This window comes from Actinoallomurus rhizosphaericola (genome assembly GCF_024055675.1).
GTDB classification, from domain to species: Bacteria; Actinomycetota; Actinomycetes; order Streptosporangiales; family Streptosporangiaceae; genus Actinoallomurus; species Actinoallomurus soli.
In genome coordinates, this window is the sequence record NZ_JAMXMW010000005.1 from 269,742 (window position 1) to 285,107 (window position 15,366).

The 15,366-nt window shown below is 68.5% G+C and carries 16 protein-coding genes and 1 tRNA gene; 16 read left to right on the forward strand and 1 reads right to left on the reverse strand.

The window, feature by feature from the left end; all coding sequences use genetic code 11:
- The first annotated feature begins 2 nt into the window (after positions 1-2).
- Positions 3-755, forward strand: coding sequence for a hypothetical protein (locus NE234_RS14855; protein ID WP_252780300.1), 753 nt, complete (start codon positions 3-5; stop codon positions 753-755).
- Between the two features lie 361 nt (positions 756-1,116).
- On the opposite strand, the gene NE234_RS14860 is transcribed toward NE234_RS14855, so the two are convergent.
- On the reverse strand, positions 1,117-2,319 hold the full coding sequence (locus NE234_RS14860) for a pyridoxal phosphate-dependent aminotransferase (protein ID WP_252780302.1): 1,203 nt from the start codon (positions 2,317-2,319) through the stop codon (positions 1,117-1,119).
- A gap of 187 nt (positions 2,320-2,506) precedes the next feature.
- Here NE234_RS14860 and NE234_RS14865 point away from each other — a divergent pair.
- The 15 genes from NE234_RS14865 to NE234_RS14935 all read left to right on the forward strand — a co-directional run bounded on the left by NE234_RS14865 (position 2,507) and on the right by NE234_RS14935 (position 15,366).
- Positions 2,507-2,580: transfer RNA gene (locus NE234_RS14865), tRNA-Trp, on the forward strand.
- Positions 2,581-2,681: 101 nt separating this feature from the next.
- On the forward strand, positions 2,682-2,924 hold the full coding sequence (gene secE, locus NE234_RS14870) for a preprotein translocase subunit SecE (protein WP_252780304.1): 243 nt from the start codon (positions 2,682-2,684) through the stop codon (positions 2,922-2,924).
- Positions 2,925-2,973: 49 nt separating this feature from the next.
- Complete coding sequence (nusG, locus tag NE234_RS14875) at positions 2,974-3,705, forward strand: transcription termination/antitermination protein NusG (RefSeq protein WP_252780308.1); 732 nt, start codon at positions 2,974-2,976, stop codon at positions 3,703-3,705.
- A gap of 209 nt (positions 3,706-3,914) precedes the next feature.
- A complete protein-coding gene (gene rplK, locus NE234_RS14880; RefSeq protein WP_252780321.1) occupies positions 3,915-4,346 on the forward strand; it encodes a 50S ribosomal protein L11 in 432 nt (143 codons plus the stop codon).
- Positions 4,347-4,459: 113 nt separating this feature from the next.
- Complete coding sequence (gene rplA / locus NE234_RS14885; protein WP_252780323.1) at positions 4,460-5,182, forward strand: 50S ribosomal protein L1; 723 nt, start codon at positions 4,460-4,462, stop codon at positions 5,180-5,182.
- A 224-nt stretch (positions 5,183-5,406) separates the two neighbouring features.
- Entirely contained in the window at positions 5,407-6,243 is an 837-nt protein-coding gene (locus NE234_RS14890) for an LppX_LprAFG lipoprotein (protein ID WP_252780332.1), read from the forward strand.
- Between the two features lie 227 nt (positions 6,244-6,470).
- The gene (locus NE234_RS14895; protein WP_252780333.1) at positions 6,471-7,307 is read left to right on the forward strand and encodes a LolA-like protein; all 837 of its coding nucleotides are present in this window, start codon (positions 6,471-6,473) and stop codon (positions 7,305-7,307) included.
- 327 nt (positions 7,308-7,634) lie between these two features.
- Positions 7,635-8,210: a 50S ribosomal protein L10 gene (gene rplJ, locus NE234_RS14900; RefSeq protein WP_252780334.1), complete on the forward strand. Its 576-nt coding sequence runs from the start codon at positions 7,635-7,637 to the stop codon at positions 8,208-8,210.
- Positions 8,211-8,285: 75 nt separating this feature from the next.
- Complete coding sequence (rplL, locus tag NE234_RS14905) at positions 8,286-8,672, forward strand: 50S ribosomal protein L7/L12 (RefSeq protein ID WP_252780336.1); 387 nt, start codon at positions 8,286-8,288, stop codon at positions 8,670-8,672.
- Between the two features lie 532 nt (positions 8,673-9,204).
- Positions 9,205-10,227, forward strand: a complete 1,023-nt coding sequence (locus NE234_RS14910) for an ABC transporter ATP-binding protein (RefSeq protein WP_252780339.1) — start codon at positions 9,205-9,207, stop codon at positions 10,225-10,227.
- The gene (locus tag NE234_RS14915; protein WP_252780343.1) at positions 10,227-11,021 is read left to right on the forward strand and encodes an MlaE family ABC transporter permease; all 795 of its coding nucleotides are present in this window, start codon (positions 10,227-10,229) and stop codon (positions 11,019-11,021) included. The genes NE234_RS14910 and NE234_RS14915 overlap by 1 nt, the downstream gene beginning before the upstream one ends.
- The gene (locus NE234_RS14920) at positions 11,021-11,872 is read left to right on the forward strand and encodes an MlaE family ABC transporter permease (protein WP_252780356.1); all 852 of its coding nucleotides are present in this window, start codon (positions 11,021-11,023) and stop codon (positions 11,870-11,872) included. Before NE234_RS14915 ends, NE234_RS14920 begins: the two co-directional genes overlap by 1 nt.
- A gap of 50 nt (positions 11,873-11,922) precedes the next feature.
- The gene (locus NE234_RS14925) at positions 11,923-13,230 is read left to right on the forward strand and encodes an MCE family protein (RefSeq protein WP_252780369.1); all 1,308 of its coding nucleotides are present in this window, start codon (positions 11,923-11,925) and stop codon (positions 13,228-13,230) included.
- On the forward strand, positions 13,227-14,246 hold the full coding sequence (locus NE234_RS14930) for an MCE family protein (protein ID WP_252780371.1): 1,020 nt from the start codon (positions 13,227-13,229) through the stop codon (positions 14,244-14,246). The genes NE234_RS14925 and NE234_RS14930 overlap by 4 nt, the downstream gene beginning before the upstream one ends.
- 40 nt (positions 14,247-14,286) lie before the next feature.
- Complete coding sequence (locus NE234_RS14935) at positions 14,287-15,366, forward strand: MCE family protein (RefSeq protein WP_252780374.1); 1,080 nt, start codon at positions 14,287-14,289, stop codon at positions 15,364-15,366.

Genomic DNA, 15,366 nt, shown 5'->3' on the forward strand with positions numbered 1-15,366 from the left:
CCATGGATCTGGAGGACGAACTCCGGCAGGCCATGGCGGATCATGTCACGGGGGTGTCCGCGCCCCGCACGCTGGCGCATGAGGCACGGCGCCGCCACCAGCGGACGGTACGACGACGGGCGACCATCGCGGTCGCGGCCGCCGGAGTCGTGGTCGCCATCGCGGTCATCCCGACCTATCAGGCGATCCGCCCGCAGCCGGTCAGCGCTCCGGGGCCCGAGGGGCGACACGCCGGGACCGGCGGGACCACGACGGCCGGATCCGCCGCGCCGTCGCCGTCCACGGCCCGGAGCAACGGATCCACGGCGCCGTCCGTGAGCCCGTCGGCCAAGACCCACGCGGGGACGCGGCCGTCGCGGCACCCCGGCACCGGATCGCCGCGCGGGACCGCGCCGGACGTCGTCAAGGCGCTACTGGCCTACCTCCCGGACGGCATCGACCCGCACGACACCTGTCACACCGGCGAGACCGGGGCCCGCCGGACGACGACCTGCCGCTGGACCGGACCGGCCGGCTGGATCGAGGTGCGGCTCGTACGCGACGACTCGCTCAAGGGGCCCGGCGACATGGGCTTCACGCCCGCCTCGGCGCAGCACGCCGAGGTGCACGGCCACGCCGCTCTGCGCGCCGCCGCGAGCGCGACGTTCGGCCAGGTCATGTGGATCGAACGCTCAGGGCTCGGCGTCTGGGTCGGGGTGAGCCCCACACTGGGCACCCGGCTCATGCGGGTCGCCGAGGGCGTCCAGGTCGACTGAGCGCCACGGATCCCGCGCCCGCGGAGGGGACCGGCCCGGCCGGCGGCGGGTCGCGGGGGATGAAAGCGGGGGTCGATCGAGCCGGGATCGATCGAGTCGGTCGGGTGTCGACTCGGCCCGCCCCGAGTCGACACCCGGTCGGCGGGGCCGTACGGCGCGGCGCGGACGTACGGCGGGACCGTACGGCGCGGGCGCACGGTCGGCCGACCGGTTGCACAGCCATATCGGAGACGCCCCACGAGCACCGTGGCACTCGTGGGGCGTCGTGGCGTCCGCTCCCGGTCCCCGACCCGGCGTGGGCCCGACCCGGCGTGGGCCCGGACTCACAGGGCCGGAGCCCGTGGGCCTCGCGGGTCCGGACTCAGTGGGCCTCGGACAGCAGCTTGGCCACCCGGCCGACGCCTTCGGCCAGGTCCTCGTCGCCGAGGGCGTAGGACAGGCGGAAGTAGCCCGGCGTGCCGAACGCCTCGCCGGGGACCAGGGCGACCTCGGCCTCTTCGAGAATCAGGGCCGCCAGCTCCACGGAGGTCTGCGGGCGCTTGCCGCGCAGCTCCTTGCCCAGCAGCTCCTTGACCGACGGGTAGGCGTAGAAGGCGCCCTCCGGCTCGGGGCACACGACGCCCGGGATGTCGTTCAGCATCCGCACCATCGTCTTGCGGCGCCGGTCGAACGCCGTCCGCATCTCGGCGACGGCGGACAGGTCGCCGCTCACCGCGGCGAGCGCGGCCGCCTGTGAGACGTTCGCCACATTCGACGTCGCGTGCGACTGCAGGTTGGTCGCGGCCTTCACGACGTCCTGCGGGCCGATCAGCCAGCCAACGCGCCAGCCGGTCATCGCGTACGTCTTGGCCACCCCGTTGAGGACGAGGGTGCGGTCGGCCAGCTCCGGCACGACCACCGGCATCGAGGAGAACTCCGCGTCGCCGTAGACCAGGTGCTCGTAGATCTCGTCGGTGACGACCCACAGGCCGTGCTCGGCGGCCCAGCGGCCGATCTCGGCGACCTGCTCACGCGAGTAGACCGCGCCGGTCGGGTTGGACGGGGAGACGAACAGCAGGACCTTGGTCCGGTCGGTGCGGGCCTGCTCCAGCTGGTCGACGCTCACCAGGTAGCCGGTGGTCTCGTCGGCGACCACGTCGACCGGCACGCCGCCCGCCAGCTTGATCGACTCCGGGTAGGTGGTCCAGTACGGCGTCGGCACCAGGACCTCGTCGCCCGGGTCGAGCAGCGCGGCGAACGCCTCGTACACCGCCTGCTTGCCGCCATTGGTGATGAGGACCTGCGACGCCTCGACCTCGTAGCCGGAGTCGCGCCTGGTCTTCTCCGCGACGGCGGCCTTGAGCTCGGGCAGCCCCCCGGCCGGCGTGTACTTGTGGAACCGGGGGTTGCGGCACGCCTCGACCGCGGCCTCGACGATGTAGTCCGGAGTCGGGAAGTCGGGCTCGCCTGCGCCGAATCCGATCACCGGACGCCCCGCGGCCTTCAGCGCCTTGGCCTTGGCATCGACGGCGAGGGTCGCGGACTCGGAGATCGCGGCGATCCGAGCGGAGATTCGAGAGCTCATACCGCCTATCGTCGCAGACGGCGCGCCAGGTCTCAGCCCGATATCCCCCTTACGGCGCCGGGGCTCCGGAGAGGCGCGGAGGGTCTGATCGGCGTTTGGTTCGACGCGGGGGCGGTTTGGGACGTAGACTGCGTGACCTAGTGGCGTCCTGCATGGTTCTCGCGTGCCATGATGGCGACACTGACGAAGGGCAGTAGCTCAATTGGCCAGAGTCCCGGTCTCCAAAACCGGTGGTTGGGGGTTCGAGTCCCTCCTGCCCTGCGGAATACGGTTCGTGCACGGCACACGTGCGCGGGCGTACTGAACGCACGCCCACACCGGAAGTTCGCGACACAACCGACTGAGGGGATGCGTCGACACCAATGGCGACCGAGACACGCGGCGAGGCCGCGACCCAGGACAAGGAGAAGTCCGCCAGGAAGCGGACCTCCCCGCTCCTCTTCTACCGCCAGGTGGTCGCCGAGCTTCGCAAGGTCATCTGGCCGACGCGTAACGAGCTCATCACCTACACGACCGTGTCGCTGGTCTTCGTGATCATCGTCGTGGCGATCGTGTTCGGTCTCGACAACGCCTTCTCCTGGGTTGTGCTGAAGCTCTTCGGCTGATCGCGTGCCGGATTCCATCAGCAACCCACAGACGAGAGAAAGAGTGACCGTGTCCGAGTCCCCAGAGCTTCACGACGAGGCCATCGAAGAGGCCGAGTCGGTGGAAGCGCCGGCTTCGGCCGAGGCTGAGGAAGTCGCCACGGAGTCCGACGCTACGTCCGCCCCAGCGTCAGAAGAGGCGTCCGACGAGGCGTCGGACCCGGTCGAAGAGTTCACCACGCAGCTGCGGCTCCTTCCGGGCGAGTGGTACGTCGTTCACTCGTACGCCGGCTACGAGAACCGCGTGAAGACCAACATCGAGCAGCGCACCCAGTCGCTCAACATGGAGGACTTCATCTTCCAGGTCGAGGTGCCGCAGCACGAGGTCACCGAGGTCAAGGGCGGCAAGCGTCAGAAGGTCAACGAGAAGGTCCTGCCGGGCTACATCCTGGTCCGCATGGAGCTCACCGACGAGTCCTGGGCCGCGGTCCGCAACACGCCGGGCGTGACGGGCTTCGTCGGCCTCTCGAACACCCCGTCGCCGCTGCACCTTCGCGAGGTGGCGACGCTGCTCGCCCCGGAGCCCGAGGAGCAGGCCAAGACCAAGGAGACGGCGAAGGCCGCGGCCACCGTCGACTTCGAGGTCGGCGAGTCGGTCACCGTCATGGACGGCCCGTTCGCCACGCTGCCCGCGACCGTCAACGAGATCAACGCCGAGGCGCAGAAGCTCAAGGTGCTGGTGTCGATCTTCGGTCGGGAGACTCCGGTGGAGCTGTCCTTCAACCAGGTCTCCAAGATCTGACAAGCAGGTCTCCGAGGTCGGAGACCGGGTCTTCGAGGTTCGGCGCCGGAGCACGACGCTCCGGCGCATAGCCTCGATGGCCTCCATAAAGCGTCCCCGCGCGCCTGCGGGGGAGACGGTCCCAACGCGGCGGTCGACGTTCCATCCGCCGCGTCGCCCGTGTGTACGGGAGTGGGGGCCGACGAACAATCGGAACGAAAGGGTGAGGCATGCCTCCCAAGAAGAAGGTCGCCGCGATCGTCAAGGTCCAGCTGCAGGCCGGCCAGGCGACGCCCGCGCCGCCCGTCGGTACCGCTCTCGGTCCGCACGGCGTGAACATCATGGACTTCTGCAAGCAGTACAACGCTGCGACCGAGTCCCAGCGCGGCAACGTCATCCCCGTAGAGATCACCATCTACGAGGACCGCTCGTTCACCTTCGTCACCAAGACCCCGCCGGCCGCGCAGCTGATCAAGAAGGCCGCCGGGATCGACAAGGGCAGCAGCGAGCCGCACAAGACCAAGGTCGGCACGATCACCCGCGACCAGCTCCGGGAGATCGCCGCGACCAAGATGCCGGACCTCAACGCCAACTCGCCCGAGCAGGCCGAGAAGATCGTCGCGGGCACCGCCCGTTCGATGGGCATCACGGTCACCGACTGACGTCCCAGACGGCGGACCGAGGCCGGTGGCGCGATCGTCGCACCGGCCGATTTCACGAGTGTGGAAGGGCCGCGCGCAGGCCCGCACCACGAGCTCCAGTTCAGGAGAAGAAGATGAAGCGCAGCAAGGCGTACCGCAACGCCGACACCAAGATCGACAAGTCGGCGCTCTACAGCCCGGCCGAGGCCGTGAAGCTGGCCAAGGACACCTCGCCGACCAAGTTCGACGCCACCGTCGAGGTCGCCCTTCGGCTCGGGGTGGACCCGCGTAAGGCCGACCAGATGGTCCGTGGCACCGTCAACCTGCCGCACGGCACCGGTAAGACCGCCCGCGTGCTGGTCATCACCGGTGGCGCCAAGGCCGACGAGGCCCGCGAGGCCGGCGCCGACCACGTCGGCTCCGACGACATGATCGAGCGGATCCAGGGCGGCTGGCTCGACTTCGACGCCGTCGTGGCGACGCCGGACATGATGGGCAAGGTCGGCCGGCTCGGCCGCGTGCTCGGCCCCCGCGGCCTCATGCCGAACCCGAAGACGGGCACCGTCACCACCGACGTGGCCAAGGCCGTGTCCGACATCAAGGGCGGCAAGATCGAGTTCCGCGTGGACCGCCACGGGAACCTGCACTTCATCGCCGGCAAGACGTCCTTCACCGAGAAGCAGCTCGTGGAGAACTACGCCGCCGCGCTGGAGGAGATCATGCGGCTCAAGCCGTCGGCGGCCAAGGGGCGCTACATCAAGAAGGCGACCCTGAGCACGACGATGGGCCCGGGCATCCCGGTCGACCCGAACGCCACGCGCAACCTCACCGCGGAGCTCGAGGACGCCACGGCGTGACGACGAGCTGACGCGACAGCGATCACGGAAGGGCGTCCCCGGTCGGGGCGCCCTTTCGCGTTGTCTCATCCTGTCGTACGACTCACGTCGCACTCGGGCGAAAGGGATCTGGTCCCCATGGGGGATGTTTACAAGATCTAGGGAGGCAAGACTCGATAGTGCTGGAACCAGGCGTTCGCGCTCTCAAGGAGCCGGGGGCCGTACGCGATACGCAGGAGGGTTCAATGGTTCGTCGATATGCCGTGGGTACGGCTGCGGGTGCCGCTCTTTTGGTCTCCCTCGCCGGGTGCGGTGGCGCCGCGAAGAACAACGCCGGCGCGGTGAACGTCTCCGCCGCCCAGGCGATCGACCTGGCGGCGCAGAAGACCAGCACCGTCAAGTCGTACAAGGTCGACATCACCGAGAGCGGTACTGGAAAGGCCGCTTCCAAGGCGCACGGGGTCGTACAGGTCCGGCTGAGCCCCGAGCTCGCCGCGGTCGGCACCCTCGACTCGGCCGGGTTCAACGGTCGTTCCGTGGACTCGGGTCTGCGGGCGATCCTTCTCGGCGACACGCTGTACGGGAAGGTCCCCTCGCAACTCTCGCAGTTCACCGGCGGTAAGCCGTGGGTGAAGTTCTCGGTCTCCAAGGCCGCGCAGCAGGCCGGCGTGAACCTGAACGACATCCTCAAGCAGGCCGACCCCGCGCAGCAGACGAAGATCTTCACCAGCTCGAAGGACGTGCGCAAGGCCGGCACGCAGACCATCGACGGCGAGAAGACCACCCACTACACCGGAACGATCACGGCGAAGGATGCCGCCGCGCAGCTCACCGGCAAGGCCAAGCAGTCGTTCCAGGATCTGTACCAGAAGAGCGGCGCCAAGAACGTCGTCTTCGACCTGTGGGTCGGCTCGGACAACCTGCCGCGCAAGCTGACGGCCAAGGGCGCCGCGTCGGACGGCACGGCCACCGCCACCATGGTCTACAGCGACTACAACAAGTCCTTCAGTGTGTCCGCGCCCCCGGCGAGCCAGGTCGCCGACGGCAACCAGCTCATGCCGAACCTGCGCGCCGGCCACTGACCTCGATCGACCGGCGCTGACGGGGCCGGCCGGCACCTCCCGGCCGGCCCCGCGCCGGAAGGCCCGGAAACGGCGGCGTACCCGGCGGCCCTCGGCGGCAGGTGCGCCGTTTTTCTCTTGTGACCGGTGGTGAAGTTGAACCGATCGGGCCGGGCCGACGTCCAACTGCTGTCCGCTGCGCGCGGCCGCCGTCCGGCATGCGCGCATCGCTACCAGAGGAGACGTTGATGATTCGCCGAAACGCCGTCTGTATCACCGCTGGGGCCGCTCTGGCCCTCTCCCTCGCCGCGTGCGGCGGAGGAGACGGTGGGAAGAAGGCGCAGGGAGGTTCGTCCACGTCCGGCAAAACGCAGCTCGCGGCAGAGCAGATCAGCACGGCCTCGCAGAAGGCCGGCACCATCAAGTCGTTCAAGGCCACCGTCTCCACGGACACCACCACGTCGGGGCAGAACGTGAAGATGACCGGCCGGATCTCCTATCGGCTCAGCCCGAAGCTGGCCATGAGGATGACCGTCCCCGGAATGTCGGTCAACGGCAAGGAGACCGGCGGCTTCGAGGAGGTCCTCCTCGGCGACTACGTCTACATGAAGATGCCCGCGCTCTCGCAGCAGACCGGCGGCAAGCCGTGGATCAAGATGTCGCTCAGCAAGATCGGCGCGAAGAGCGGCATCGACATCAAGTCGCTCATGAACCAGTCCAAGCAGGCCGACCCCTCGGCCAACACCCGGATGCTCACCGCCTCCAAGGACGTCACCAAGGTCGGCACCGAGACCGTGGGCGGCACCCAGACGACGCACTACAAGGGCACCTACTCCGTGCAGGAGGCTCTGGCCAAGCTCAGCGGCGACCAGCGCGCGGCGATGCAGCAGATGGTCGCCAAGAGCGGGTTGGACAAGATGAACTTCGACCTGTGGCTGGACGACCAGCAGCTTCCCCGCAAGATGACGGTCAGGACCCCTGCGGGTTCCCAGGTGCAGTCGACCACCACGACCACCTACACCGGGTTCAACCAGCCGGTCTCCATCTCCGCCCCGCCCGCCGGCCAGGTGACCTCCGCCGGCTGACACCTCCGGGCACCGCTTCCGCCGGGACGACCGTTGACGGTCCTCCCGGCGGACACGCGTTCGGGGCCCTCATCGCGGCCGCCGGAGACGCGGACGGGGCCTCGATTTGGTCGTCTCGGCCGGATCGCGTACGCTGTTCAACGCCGAAGACCGCCGGTCGTCACCCACAGGGTGACTGAAGGTCCCGCACAGCGGGCGGCCCGCGTAGGTGACATCGAGAGCTGAGACGTGACCTGGTGCTGGTCATGTCATCCGCCCCGTGCGCCTGCGCCGGGGCGTTCGTCGTCTCTGGGCCTTCTCCACCGGCGCACATCTGGAAGGAGGCCCATGGCGAGGGCGGACAAGGCGGCGGCGGTCGCCGAGCTCAAGAGCGAGTTCGAGAGCTCGAGCGGTGCCGTGCTGACCGAGTACCGCGGGCTCACCGTGGCACAGCTCAGTGAGCTGCGCCGATCGCTCGGTGAGAATGCACGTTTCGCCGTGGTGAAGAACACGCTGACCAAGATCGCCGCGCGCGAGGCCGGGGTCACCGAGGAGCTCGAGCAGCTGCTCCAGGGCCCGTCGGCGATCGCGTTCGTCAAGGGCGATGTGGTCGAGGCCGCCAAGGGCCTGCGTGACTTCGCCAAGGCCAACCCGAACTTGGTGATCAAGGGCGGCGTCGTCGACGGCAAGCCGATGACGTCCGAGGACATCACCACGCTCGCGTCCCTCGAGTCCCGCGAGGTCCTCCTCGCGAAGCTCGCGGGTGCGATGAAGGCGTCGATGGGCAACGCCGCCGCTCTCTTCAACGCCCTGCCGACCAAGGCCGCCCAGCTGGCCGAGGCCCTGCGGGTCAAGCGTGAAGAGGAGGGCGGGGCCACGGAGGCCGCCGCCGAGGCGCCGGCCGAGACGTCGGACGAGGGTTGATCCCGCGGTCGTAACAGACCTGAATTACCCCACCCGCACGAGCGACGCGGGTTTTCAACAGGAGGAAGCAACACCATGGCGAAGCTCAGCACCGACGAGCTGCTCGACGCTTTCAAGGAGATGACCCTTCTCGAGCTCTCCGAGTTCGTGAAGCAGTTCGAGGACACCTTCGACGTCAAGGCCGCCGCCCCCGTCGCGGTCGCCGCCGCCCCGGGCGCCCCGGGTGCCGCTGCCGAGGCCGAGCCGGAGAAGGACGAGTTCGACGTCATCCTCGAGGCCGCCGGCGACAAGAAGATCCAGGTCATCAAGGAGGTCCGTGGCCTCACGAGCCTGGGCCTCAAGGAGGCCAAGGACCTGGTCGACGGCGCGCCGAAGCCGCTGCTGGAGAAGGTCAACAAGGAGACGGCCGACAAGGCCAAGGAGGCCCTGGAGAAGGCCGGCGCGACGGTCACCGTCAAGTAAGGCACTGCCTTACCCGGTTCTCTTCACGGCGCTTTCTCAGCGCTCTTCGAGGGCGGTCACCCTTCCGGGTGGCCGCCCTTCGCCGTTGCCGCCCGGCCTACCAGGTGAGGAAGCCGGAGAGCGCGCCGCCCTCGGGGAGCGGCGTCTCCTCGGGCAGGGCGCGGATGAAGACGACTTACCTATCAAGCGCTTGGTTGATAAGATTCCGGCTCATGCACCGTGATCATTTACCCACCCTCTGTGGACATTCGCCGGCCCTGACCTGTCGGGAGCCCTCTTCCCAAGTGAACTGTTGGACCGCTAGTCTCATAAGTCCGACTTGAGTAACGATCTGCTTACGAGGCAGCCTCCGCCCCGGTGACGATGGTTTTACCTCTTCCATTCGAGCGAGGGATGACTACGGTAGGTGGACGCGGCACGCACGATGGCCCCCGGCCACTGATCAGTGGCTCTGTGTGATCCGGCAACGTAACCCATCGGTAACTCGCTCGTTGTACCGGACACCTTGGGCCGGCTTGACGAAAGGTGACGAGTGGGCGTCGAAATCAGAGTCGAAGGGCTGACCAAGTCCTTCGGGCGTCAGGTCATCTGGGAGGACGTCACCCTGACACTGCCCGCCGGTGAGATCTCCGTCCTTCTCGGACCCTCCGGCACCGGCAAGTCGGTCTTCCTCAAGACGATGGTCGGTCTGCTCAAGCCGGACCGCGGGCACTGCTGGATCGACGGCAGGGACATGCCGAACCTCCGCGAGCGCGACATGTACGAGGTGCGCAAGCTGTTCGGCGTCCTGTTCCAGGACGGCGCGCTGTTCGGCTCGATGAACCTCTTCGACAACATCGCCTTTCCGCTGCGCGAGCACACGCGCAAGTCGGAGTCCGAGGTCAAGCGCATCGTCCTGGAGAAGATGGAGATGGTCGGCCTCGCGGGAGCTCAGAACAAGTTCCCCGGCGAGATCTCCGGCGGCATGCGGAAACGAGCCGGGCTCGCCCGCGCGCTCGTGCTCGATCCGCAGATCATTCTCTGTGACGAGCCCGACTCCGGTCTGGACCCGGTCCGCACCGTCCTGCTGAACCAGCTGATCGTCGACCTCAACGCCGAGATCGAGGCGACGATCCTCATTGTCACCCACGACATCAACACCGCCCGCACGGTGCCGGACAACATCGGCATGCTGTTCCTCCGCCAGCTGGTGATGTTCGGGCCGCGCGAGATGCTGCTGTCGAGCGAGGAGCCGGTGGTCCGGCAGTTCCTCAACGCGCGCAAGGTCGGCCCGATCGGCATGTCCGAGGAGAAGGACCTGTCCGAGCTGGAGGCCGAGGCCCGCCTCGGCCGCGACCCCGGAGCGCTGCCGCCGATCCCGCCGCAGCTGATGACCAGCGACGGGCGCATCCGCCGCACGCAGCACGCTCCCGGCGAATGGCTGCGCGCGCACGGGGTCACTCCGCCGGAGGGCTCGTTCATCGACGAGATGGGCCGTGACTGGCTTGAGGAGTGGCCGCGGTACATCAGCGCGATGTCGGCCGACGCGGGGCGGCCCGCCGAAGGGGCCCGCTGATGGCGCGCGCCGGCAAGGTGGCCGACGGCGTCGCCAACGTCACGCTGCGCGAGCCGGGCCGCTTCTTCGCCCTGTCCCTGGACACCTTCCGGGCGCTGTTCAAGTGGCCGTTCCAGTGGCGGGAGTTCCTGCAACAGGCGTGGTTCATCGTCTCCGTCACGGTCGCGCCCACCATCATGGTCGCCATCCCGTTCGGCGCGATCCTGTCGCTGCAGGTCGGCAACCTGATCCGGCAGCTCGGCGCGCAGTCCCAGACCGGCTCGACGGCGGTGCTGGCGATCGTGCGGGAGGCCAGCCCGATCGTGACGGCCCTCCTGATCGCCGCGGCGGCCGGCTCGGCGATCTGCGCCGACCTGGGCGCCCGCAAGATCCGCGAGGAGATCGACGCGATGGAGGTGCTCGGCATCAACCCGCTGCACCGCCTCGTGGTGCCGCGGGTGCTGGCCTGCGCGTTCGTCGGGCTCTTCCTCAACGGCATCGTCTCGGTCGTTGGCATCGCCGGCGGCTACGTCTTCAACGTCATGCTGCAGGGCGGCACGCCCGGCGCGTACATCGCCTCGTTCAGCGGCCTGGCGCAGCTGTCCGACCTGTACCAGGCCGAGGTGAAGGCGGTGGTGTTCGGTATCACCGCCGCGCTCGTCGCCTCGTACAAGGGCCTGACCGCCTCCGGCGGCCCGAAGGGCGTCGGCGACGCGGTGAACCAGACCGTGGTCATCGCGGCGATGGCCCTGTTCGTGGAGAACTTCGTGCTCAGCGCGCTGTACTTCCAGCTCGTCCCGCAGAAGGGCATGTGATGGCGGCCGGCACCTGGGGCGGCTTCCGTACCGCCAAGCGCGTCATCGACGCTCCGCTGGAGCGCCTGGAGGGCTTCGGCCACCAGATGGCGTTCTACGTACGGGCGTTCGCGTGGGTCTGGCGGGTCGTCCTCCGCTACAAGAAGGAGGTCGTCCGGCTGCTCGCCGAGGTCAGCCTCGGCACCGGCGGCCTGGCCGTCATGGGCGGCAGTGTGGCGATCGTCGGCTTCATGACCTTCTTCACCGGCACCGAGGTCGGCCTGCAGGGCTACAACGCCCTGAACCAGATCGGCAGCGCCGCGTTCAGCGGCTTCGTTTCGGCGTACTTCAACACGCGCGAGCTCGCGCCCACCGTGTCGGCGCTGGCGCTGTCGGCCACGGTCGGCTGTGGCTTCACCGCCCAGCTCGGCGCCATGCGGATCAGCGACGAGATCGACGCGCTGGAGGTCATGGGCGTGCCGTCGCTGCCGTTCCTGGTGACGACGCGCCTGGTGGCCGGCATGCTCGCCGTCATCCCGCTGTACGTCATCGGCCTCCTGGCGTCGTTCGTCGCCACGCGGCTGATGGTGACCGTGTCGTTCGGCCAGTCCAGCGGCACGTACGACCACTACTTCTACCTGTTCCTCCCACCCCACGACGTCCTGTGGTCGTTCGGGAAGGTCCTGGTCTTCGCGATCCTCGTCATGCTGATCCACTGCTACTACGGCTTCAACGCCAGCGGCGGACCGGCCGGCGTGGGCCTGGCGGTCGGCCGCGCCGTCCGTACGAGCCTGGTGGTCGTCAACATCGTGGACCTGCTCATGGGGATGGCGATCTGGGGCGCGACCACCAGCGTACGGATCGCCGGCTGAGACGAGAGGTGTGAGTGCGCGATGTCGACTGCTGAGCGGCGGGAGGACTCATGAGTTCCGCCCCGTTCTTCGGCTCGTGGTCCGAGCGGCTGCGCTACCGCCTGTACGGGCTGGCGTTCGTGCTGGTGGTCCTCCTGCTCGTCGTCCTGATGGTGATGCAGTACAACAAGGCGTTCACGCCCGTCTACCACGTCACCGTCGACAGCGACCGGGCCGGGCTGCAGCTCGTCCCGCACTCCGACGTGAAGGTCCGTGGCCTGATCGTCGGGGAGGTCAGGAAGATCCGCCAGACGCCGAACGGCGCGGCGATCGATCTGGCGATCGACCCGGGTAAGGCCCGGCTCATCCCGGCGAACTCCTCGGCCCGGATGCTGCCCAAGACGGTGTTCGGCGAGAAGTTCGTCGACATCGTGCCTCCGGCGGGCACGCTCGGCGGCCGTCACCTGAAGAACGGCGACGTCATCCCGCAGGACCGGTCCATGACGGCCGTGGAGGTCAACCAGGTCCTCAACGACGTGATGCCGATCCTCAACGAGGTCGAGCCGGCGAAGCTCAACGCCACCCTGAACGCCCTGGCCACCGCGCTGCAGGGCCGGGGCGACCAGATCGGGCAGATGCTCGTCGACGCCGACGACTACCTCAAGCGCCTCAACCCGCACCTGCCCACCGTCATTCACGACCTGCGGCAGCTCGCCATCGTCAGCGACAACCTGAACGGCGCCGCGCCCGACCTGATCTCGATCATGCAGAACCTCCAGACGACGAACCGCACGATCGTCGACAAGGAGCCCCAGCTCGTCGAGGCCCTCGACAAGGGCATCGGCCTGACCGGCGACGCCACGGACTTCACCGCCGCCAACGAGCCGCGCCTGGAGGGCGCGATGATCGCCAACCGCAAGGCGCTCGCGCTGCTCGCCAAGTACTCCCCGAGCGTGCCGTGCGTGTTCCAGGGCATGGCCAGGCTGACGCCCCGGCTGATCGACGCGATGGGCGGCCGCCAGCCGGGCGTGCACGTCACGCTGGAACTGGTGAAGCCGCGTCCCGGCTACAAGCCGGGCCTGGACCGCCCGGAGTTCAAGGACTACCGCAACCCCCGCTGTTACGGCCTGCCGAACCCCAAGGTGCCGTTCCCGCAGTACCAGGAGCTCGACGGGACCGAGGACGACCAGTGGTGGGCCGGCGGGGCGGGCCGGTCACTGTCCAGTGTCCTGGTCAGACCGGGCGCCTCCACGGACGATGACGGTCTGCTCAAGGGCCTGATGGGGCCCGCCATGGGCACCCGGGCCGACCAGGTCTCCGACCTCGCCACGCTGCTGTACCGGCCGGCCGCGAGCGGAATGGTGGTGACCGTCAAGTGAAGACCACCTCCGCGGTGATCAAGCTGCTCATCTTCGCGGTCATCGCCACGCTGGCCACGGCGGTACTCGCCGTCACGATCTCCAACACCGAGTTCGTGCCGAGCCGGAAGTACAACCTGATCTTCACGGACGCGGCCGGGCTCAATGACGGCGACGAGGTCCGGATCGCGGGCGTGCGCGTCGGCGAGGTCAAGGGGATCAAGCTCTACCAGGGACACCTGGCGAAGGTCACGGTCTCGGTGGTCAAGGACCAGCCGCTGCCCCGCAGCACGCAGGCCCAGCTGCGGTACCGCAACCTGATGGGCCAGCGGTACATCTCCCTCACCGAGGGCTCCGGGCAGGGCGGCGAGCTGCCGGCCGGCGGGACGATCCCGAAGGAGCAGACCCAGCCGGCGCTGGACCTGACCGCGCTGTTCAACGGCTTCCGGCCGCTGCTGCGGGCGATCAAACCCCAGGACGTCAACCAGCTCGCGTACCAGATCATCCAGGTGCTGCAGGGCGAGGGCGGAACGGTCAACGGGCTGCTCGCGCACGTCGCCTCCCTGACCGAGACCCTCGGCAACCGCGACGAGGTCATCGGCCGGGTGATCGACAACCTCGACAAGGTGATCGCCACCATCGACTCGCGCGACGAGGAGGTCTCCGGGCTCATCACCAATCTCAAGAGCCTGGTCTCCGGGCTGTCCGACGACCGCCACGCGATCGGCGAGTCGCTGGTCAGCGTCAACCAGCTGATCTCCACGACCAACGGCCTGCTCACCGACGTGCGTCCGTCGGTCAAGACGGACATCGCCACGCTCGGCCACCTGTCCAAGGTGCTGGCGGCCAACGGCGGCGAGCTGGACAAGGCGTTCGCCGACATGCCGACCAACTTCATGCTGCTCGACCGGGCGGCGTCGTACGGCTCCTGGTTCAACTTCTACCTGTGCAGCCTGGACGCGCGGATCGGACTGCCCGGCCAGGTCTCCTTCAACACTCCGCAGATCCTGAACGAGAACGCCCGATGCAAGGGGTGAGTGATCAGGTGAACGAGGCAGCGACGTGGGGGGTGGAGCGGTGAGAGTCTCCTTCCGCGACCGGGACCCCCTGATGATGGGGATCATCGGCATGTCGTCCGTGGCCCTCCTCGTGGTCGCGGCGTTCAACCTGACGGTCTTCGAGGGCGGAACGACGTATCACGCGGCGTTCACCGAGGCCAGCGGCCTCAAGCCGAACGAAGAGGTGCGCATCGCCGGCGTCAAGGTCGGCAAGGTCAAGAGCGTCAGGCTGGAGGACGACCACGTACGCGTCGCCTTCACCGCCGGATCGCACGTCCGCTTCGGCACGCAGTCGCAGCTCCGCATCAAGATCTCCACGCTGCTGGGCGCGCACTACCTGGAGGTCGAGCCGAAGGGCGACCGCCGCCAGTCGCCGCACGCCGAGATCCCGGCCTCGCGCACCGCGCCGTCGTACGAGGTCGTGCCCGCCCTGCAGGACCTCTCGGGGCAGCTGCACAAGATCGATGTCCCGCAGCTGGCCACGGCGCTGGACACCCTGAACCAGACCCTGAAGTACTCCCCGGACAACGTACGCCGGACGCTGAGCGGGCTGCGGAAGATCTCCCAGGCGATCTCCTCCCGCGACGACGAGCTGACCAGCCTCCTCGGCCACACGAGCAGCCTCACCGGCCTGCTGGCCGACCGCAGCGGCGACCTCGCGCAGCTCGTCTCGAACGGCGGCCTGCTGCTGCAGGAGCTCAACGACCGGCGGCAGGTGATCACCTCGCTGCTGTCCGGCACGGTCAGCCTCTCGAACCAGATCACCGGGACGATCGAGGAGAACCGCGCCACGCTGAACCCCGCGATGCGCAACCTGCACAGCGTCGTGAACATCCTGCTGCGCAACCAGACCAACCTCGACAAGGCGGTCAAGACCCTGGGCCCGTTCGTCAGCGTCTCGGCCGACGCGACCGCCCAGGGCCGATGGTTCGACGGCTACCTGCAGAACCTGATCCCGCTCCCGGTCGCGATCGGCCCGGCCCAGCCGGACACCGGCGCCAGGAGCGGGTCCGGCACGCGCACGCCGAGCGGTACGCGGACGTCCGGCACGCGCACGCCCAGTGGTACGCCCACGTCCTCCGGAACGGGTCGCAAGTGA

Coding starts and splice junctions, on each gene's coding strand:
- NE234_RS14925 (WP_252780369.1), top strand. CDS start 11,923: ATGAGTTCCGCCCCGTTCTTCGGCTCGTGGTCCGAGCGGCTGCGCTAC.
- secE (WP_252780304.1), top strand. CDS start 2,682: ATGGCGACCGAGACACGCGGCGAGGCCGCGACCCAGGACAAGGAGAAG.
- rplA (WP_252780323.1), top strand. CDS start 4,460: ATGAAGCGCAGCAAGGCGTACCGCAACGCCGACACCAAGATCGACAAG.
- rplJ (WP_252780334.1), top strand. CDS start 7,635: ATGGCGAGGGCGGACAAGGCGGCGGCGGTCGCCGAGCTCAAGAGCGAG.
- NE234_RS14860 (WP_252780302.1), bottom strand. CDS start 2,319: ATGAGCTCTCGAATCTCCGCTCGGATCGCCGCGATCTCCGAGTCCGCG.
- NE234_RS14915 (WP_252780343.1), top strand. CDS start 10,227: ATGGCGCGCGCCGGCAAGGTGGCCGACGGCGTCGCCAACGTCACGCTG.
- rplK (WP_252780321.1), top strand. CDS start 3,915: ATGCCTCCCAAGAAGAAGGTCGCCGCGATCGTCAAGGTCCAGCTGCAG.
- NE234_RS14890 (WP_252780332.1), top strand. CDS start 5,407: ATGGTTCGTCGATATGCCGTGGGTACGGCTGCGGGTGCCGCTCTTTTG.
- NE234_RS14895 (WP_252780333.1), top strand. CDS start 6,471: ATGATTCGCCGAAACGCCGTCTGTATCACCGCTGGGGCCGCTCTGGCC.
- NE234_RS14855 (WP_252780300.1), top strand. CDS start 3: ATGGATCTGGAGGACGAACTCCGGCAGGCCATGGCGGATCATGTCACG.
- rplL (WP_252780336.1), top strand. CDS start 8,286: ATGGCGAAGCTCAGCACCGACGAGCTGCTCGACGCTTTCAAGGAGATG.
- NE234_RS14920 (WP_252780356.1), top strand. CDS start 11,021: ATGGCGGCCGGCACCTGGGGCGGCTTCCGTACCGCCAAGCGCGTCATC.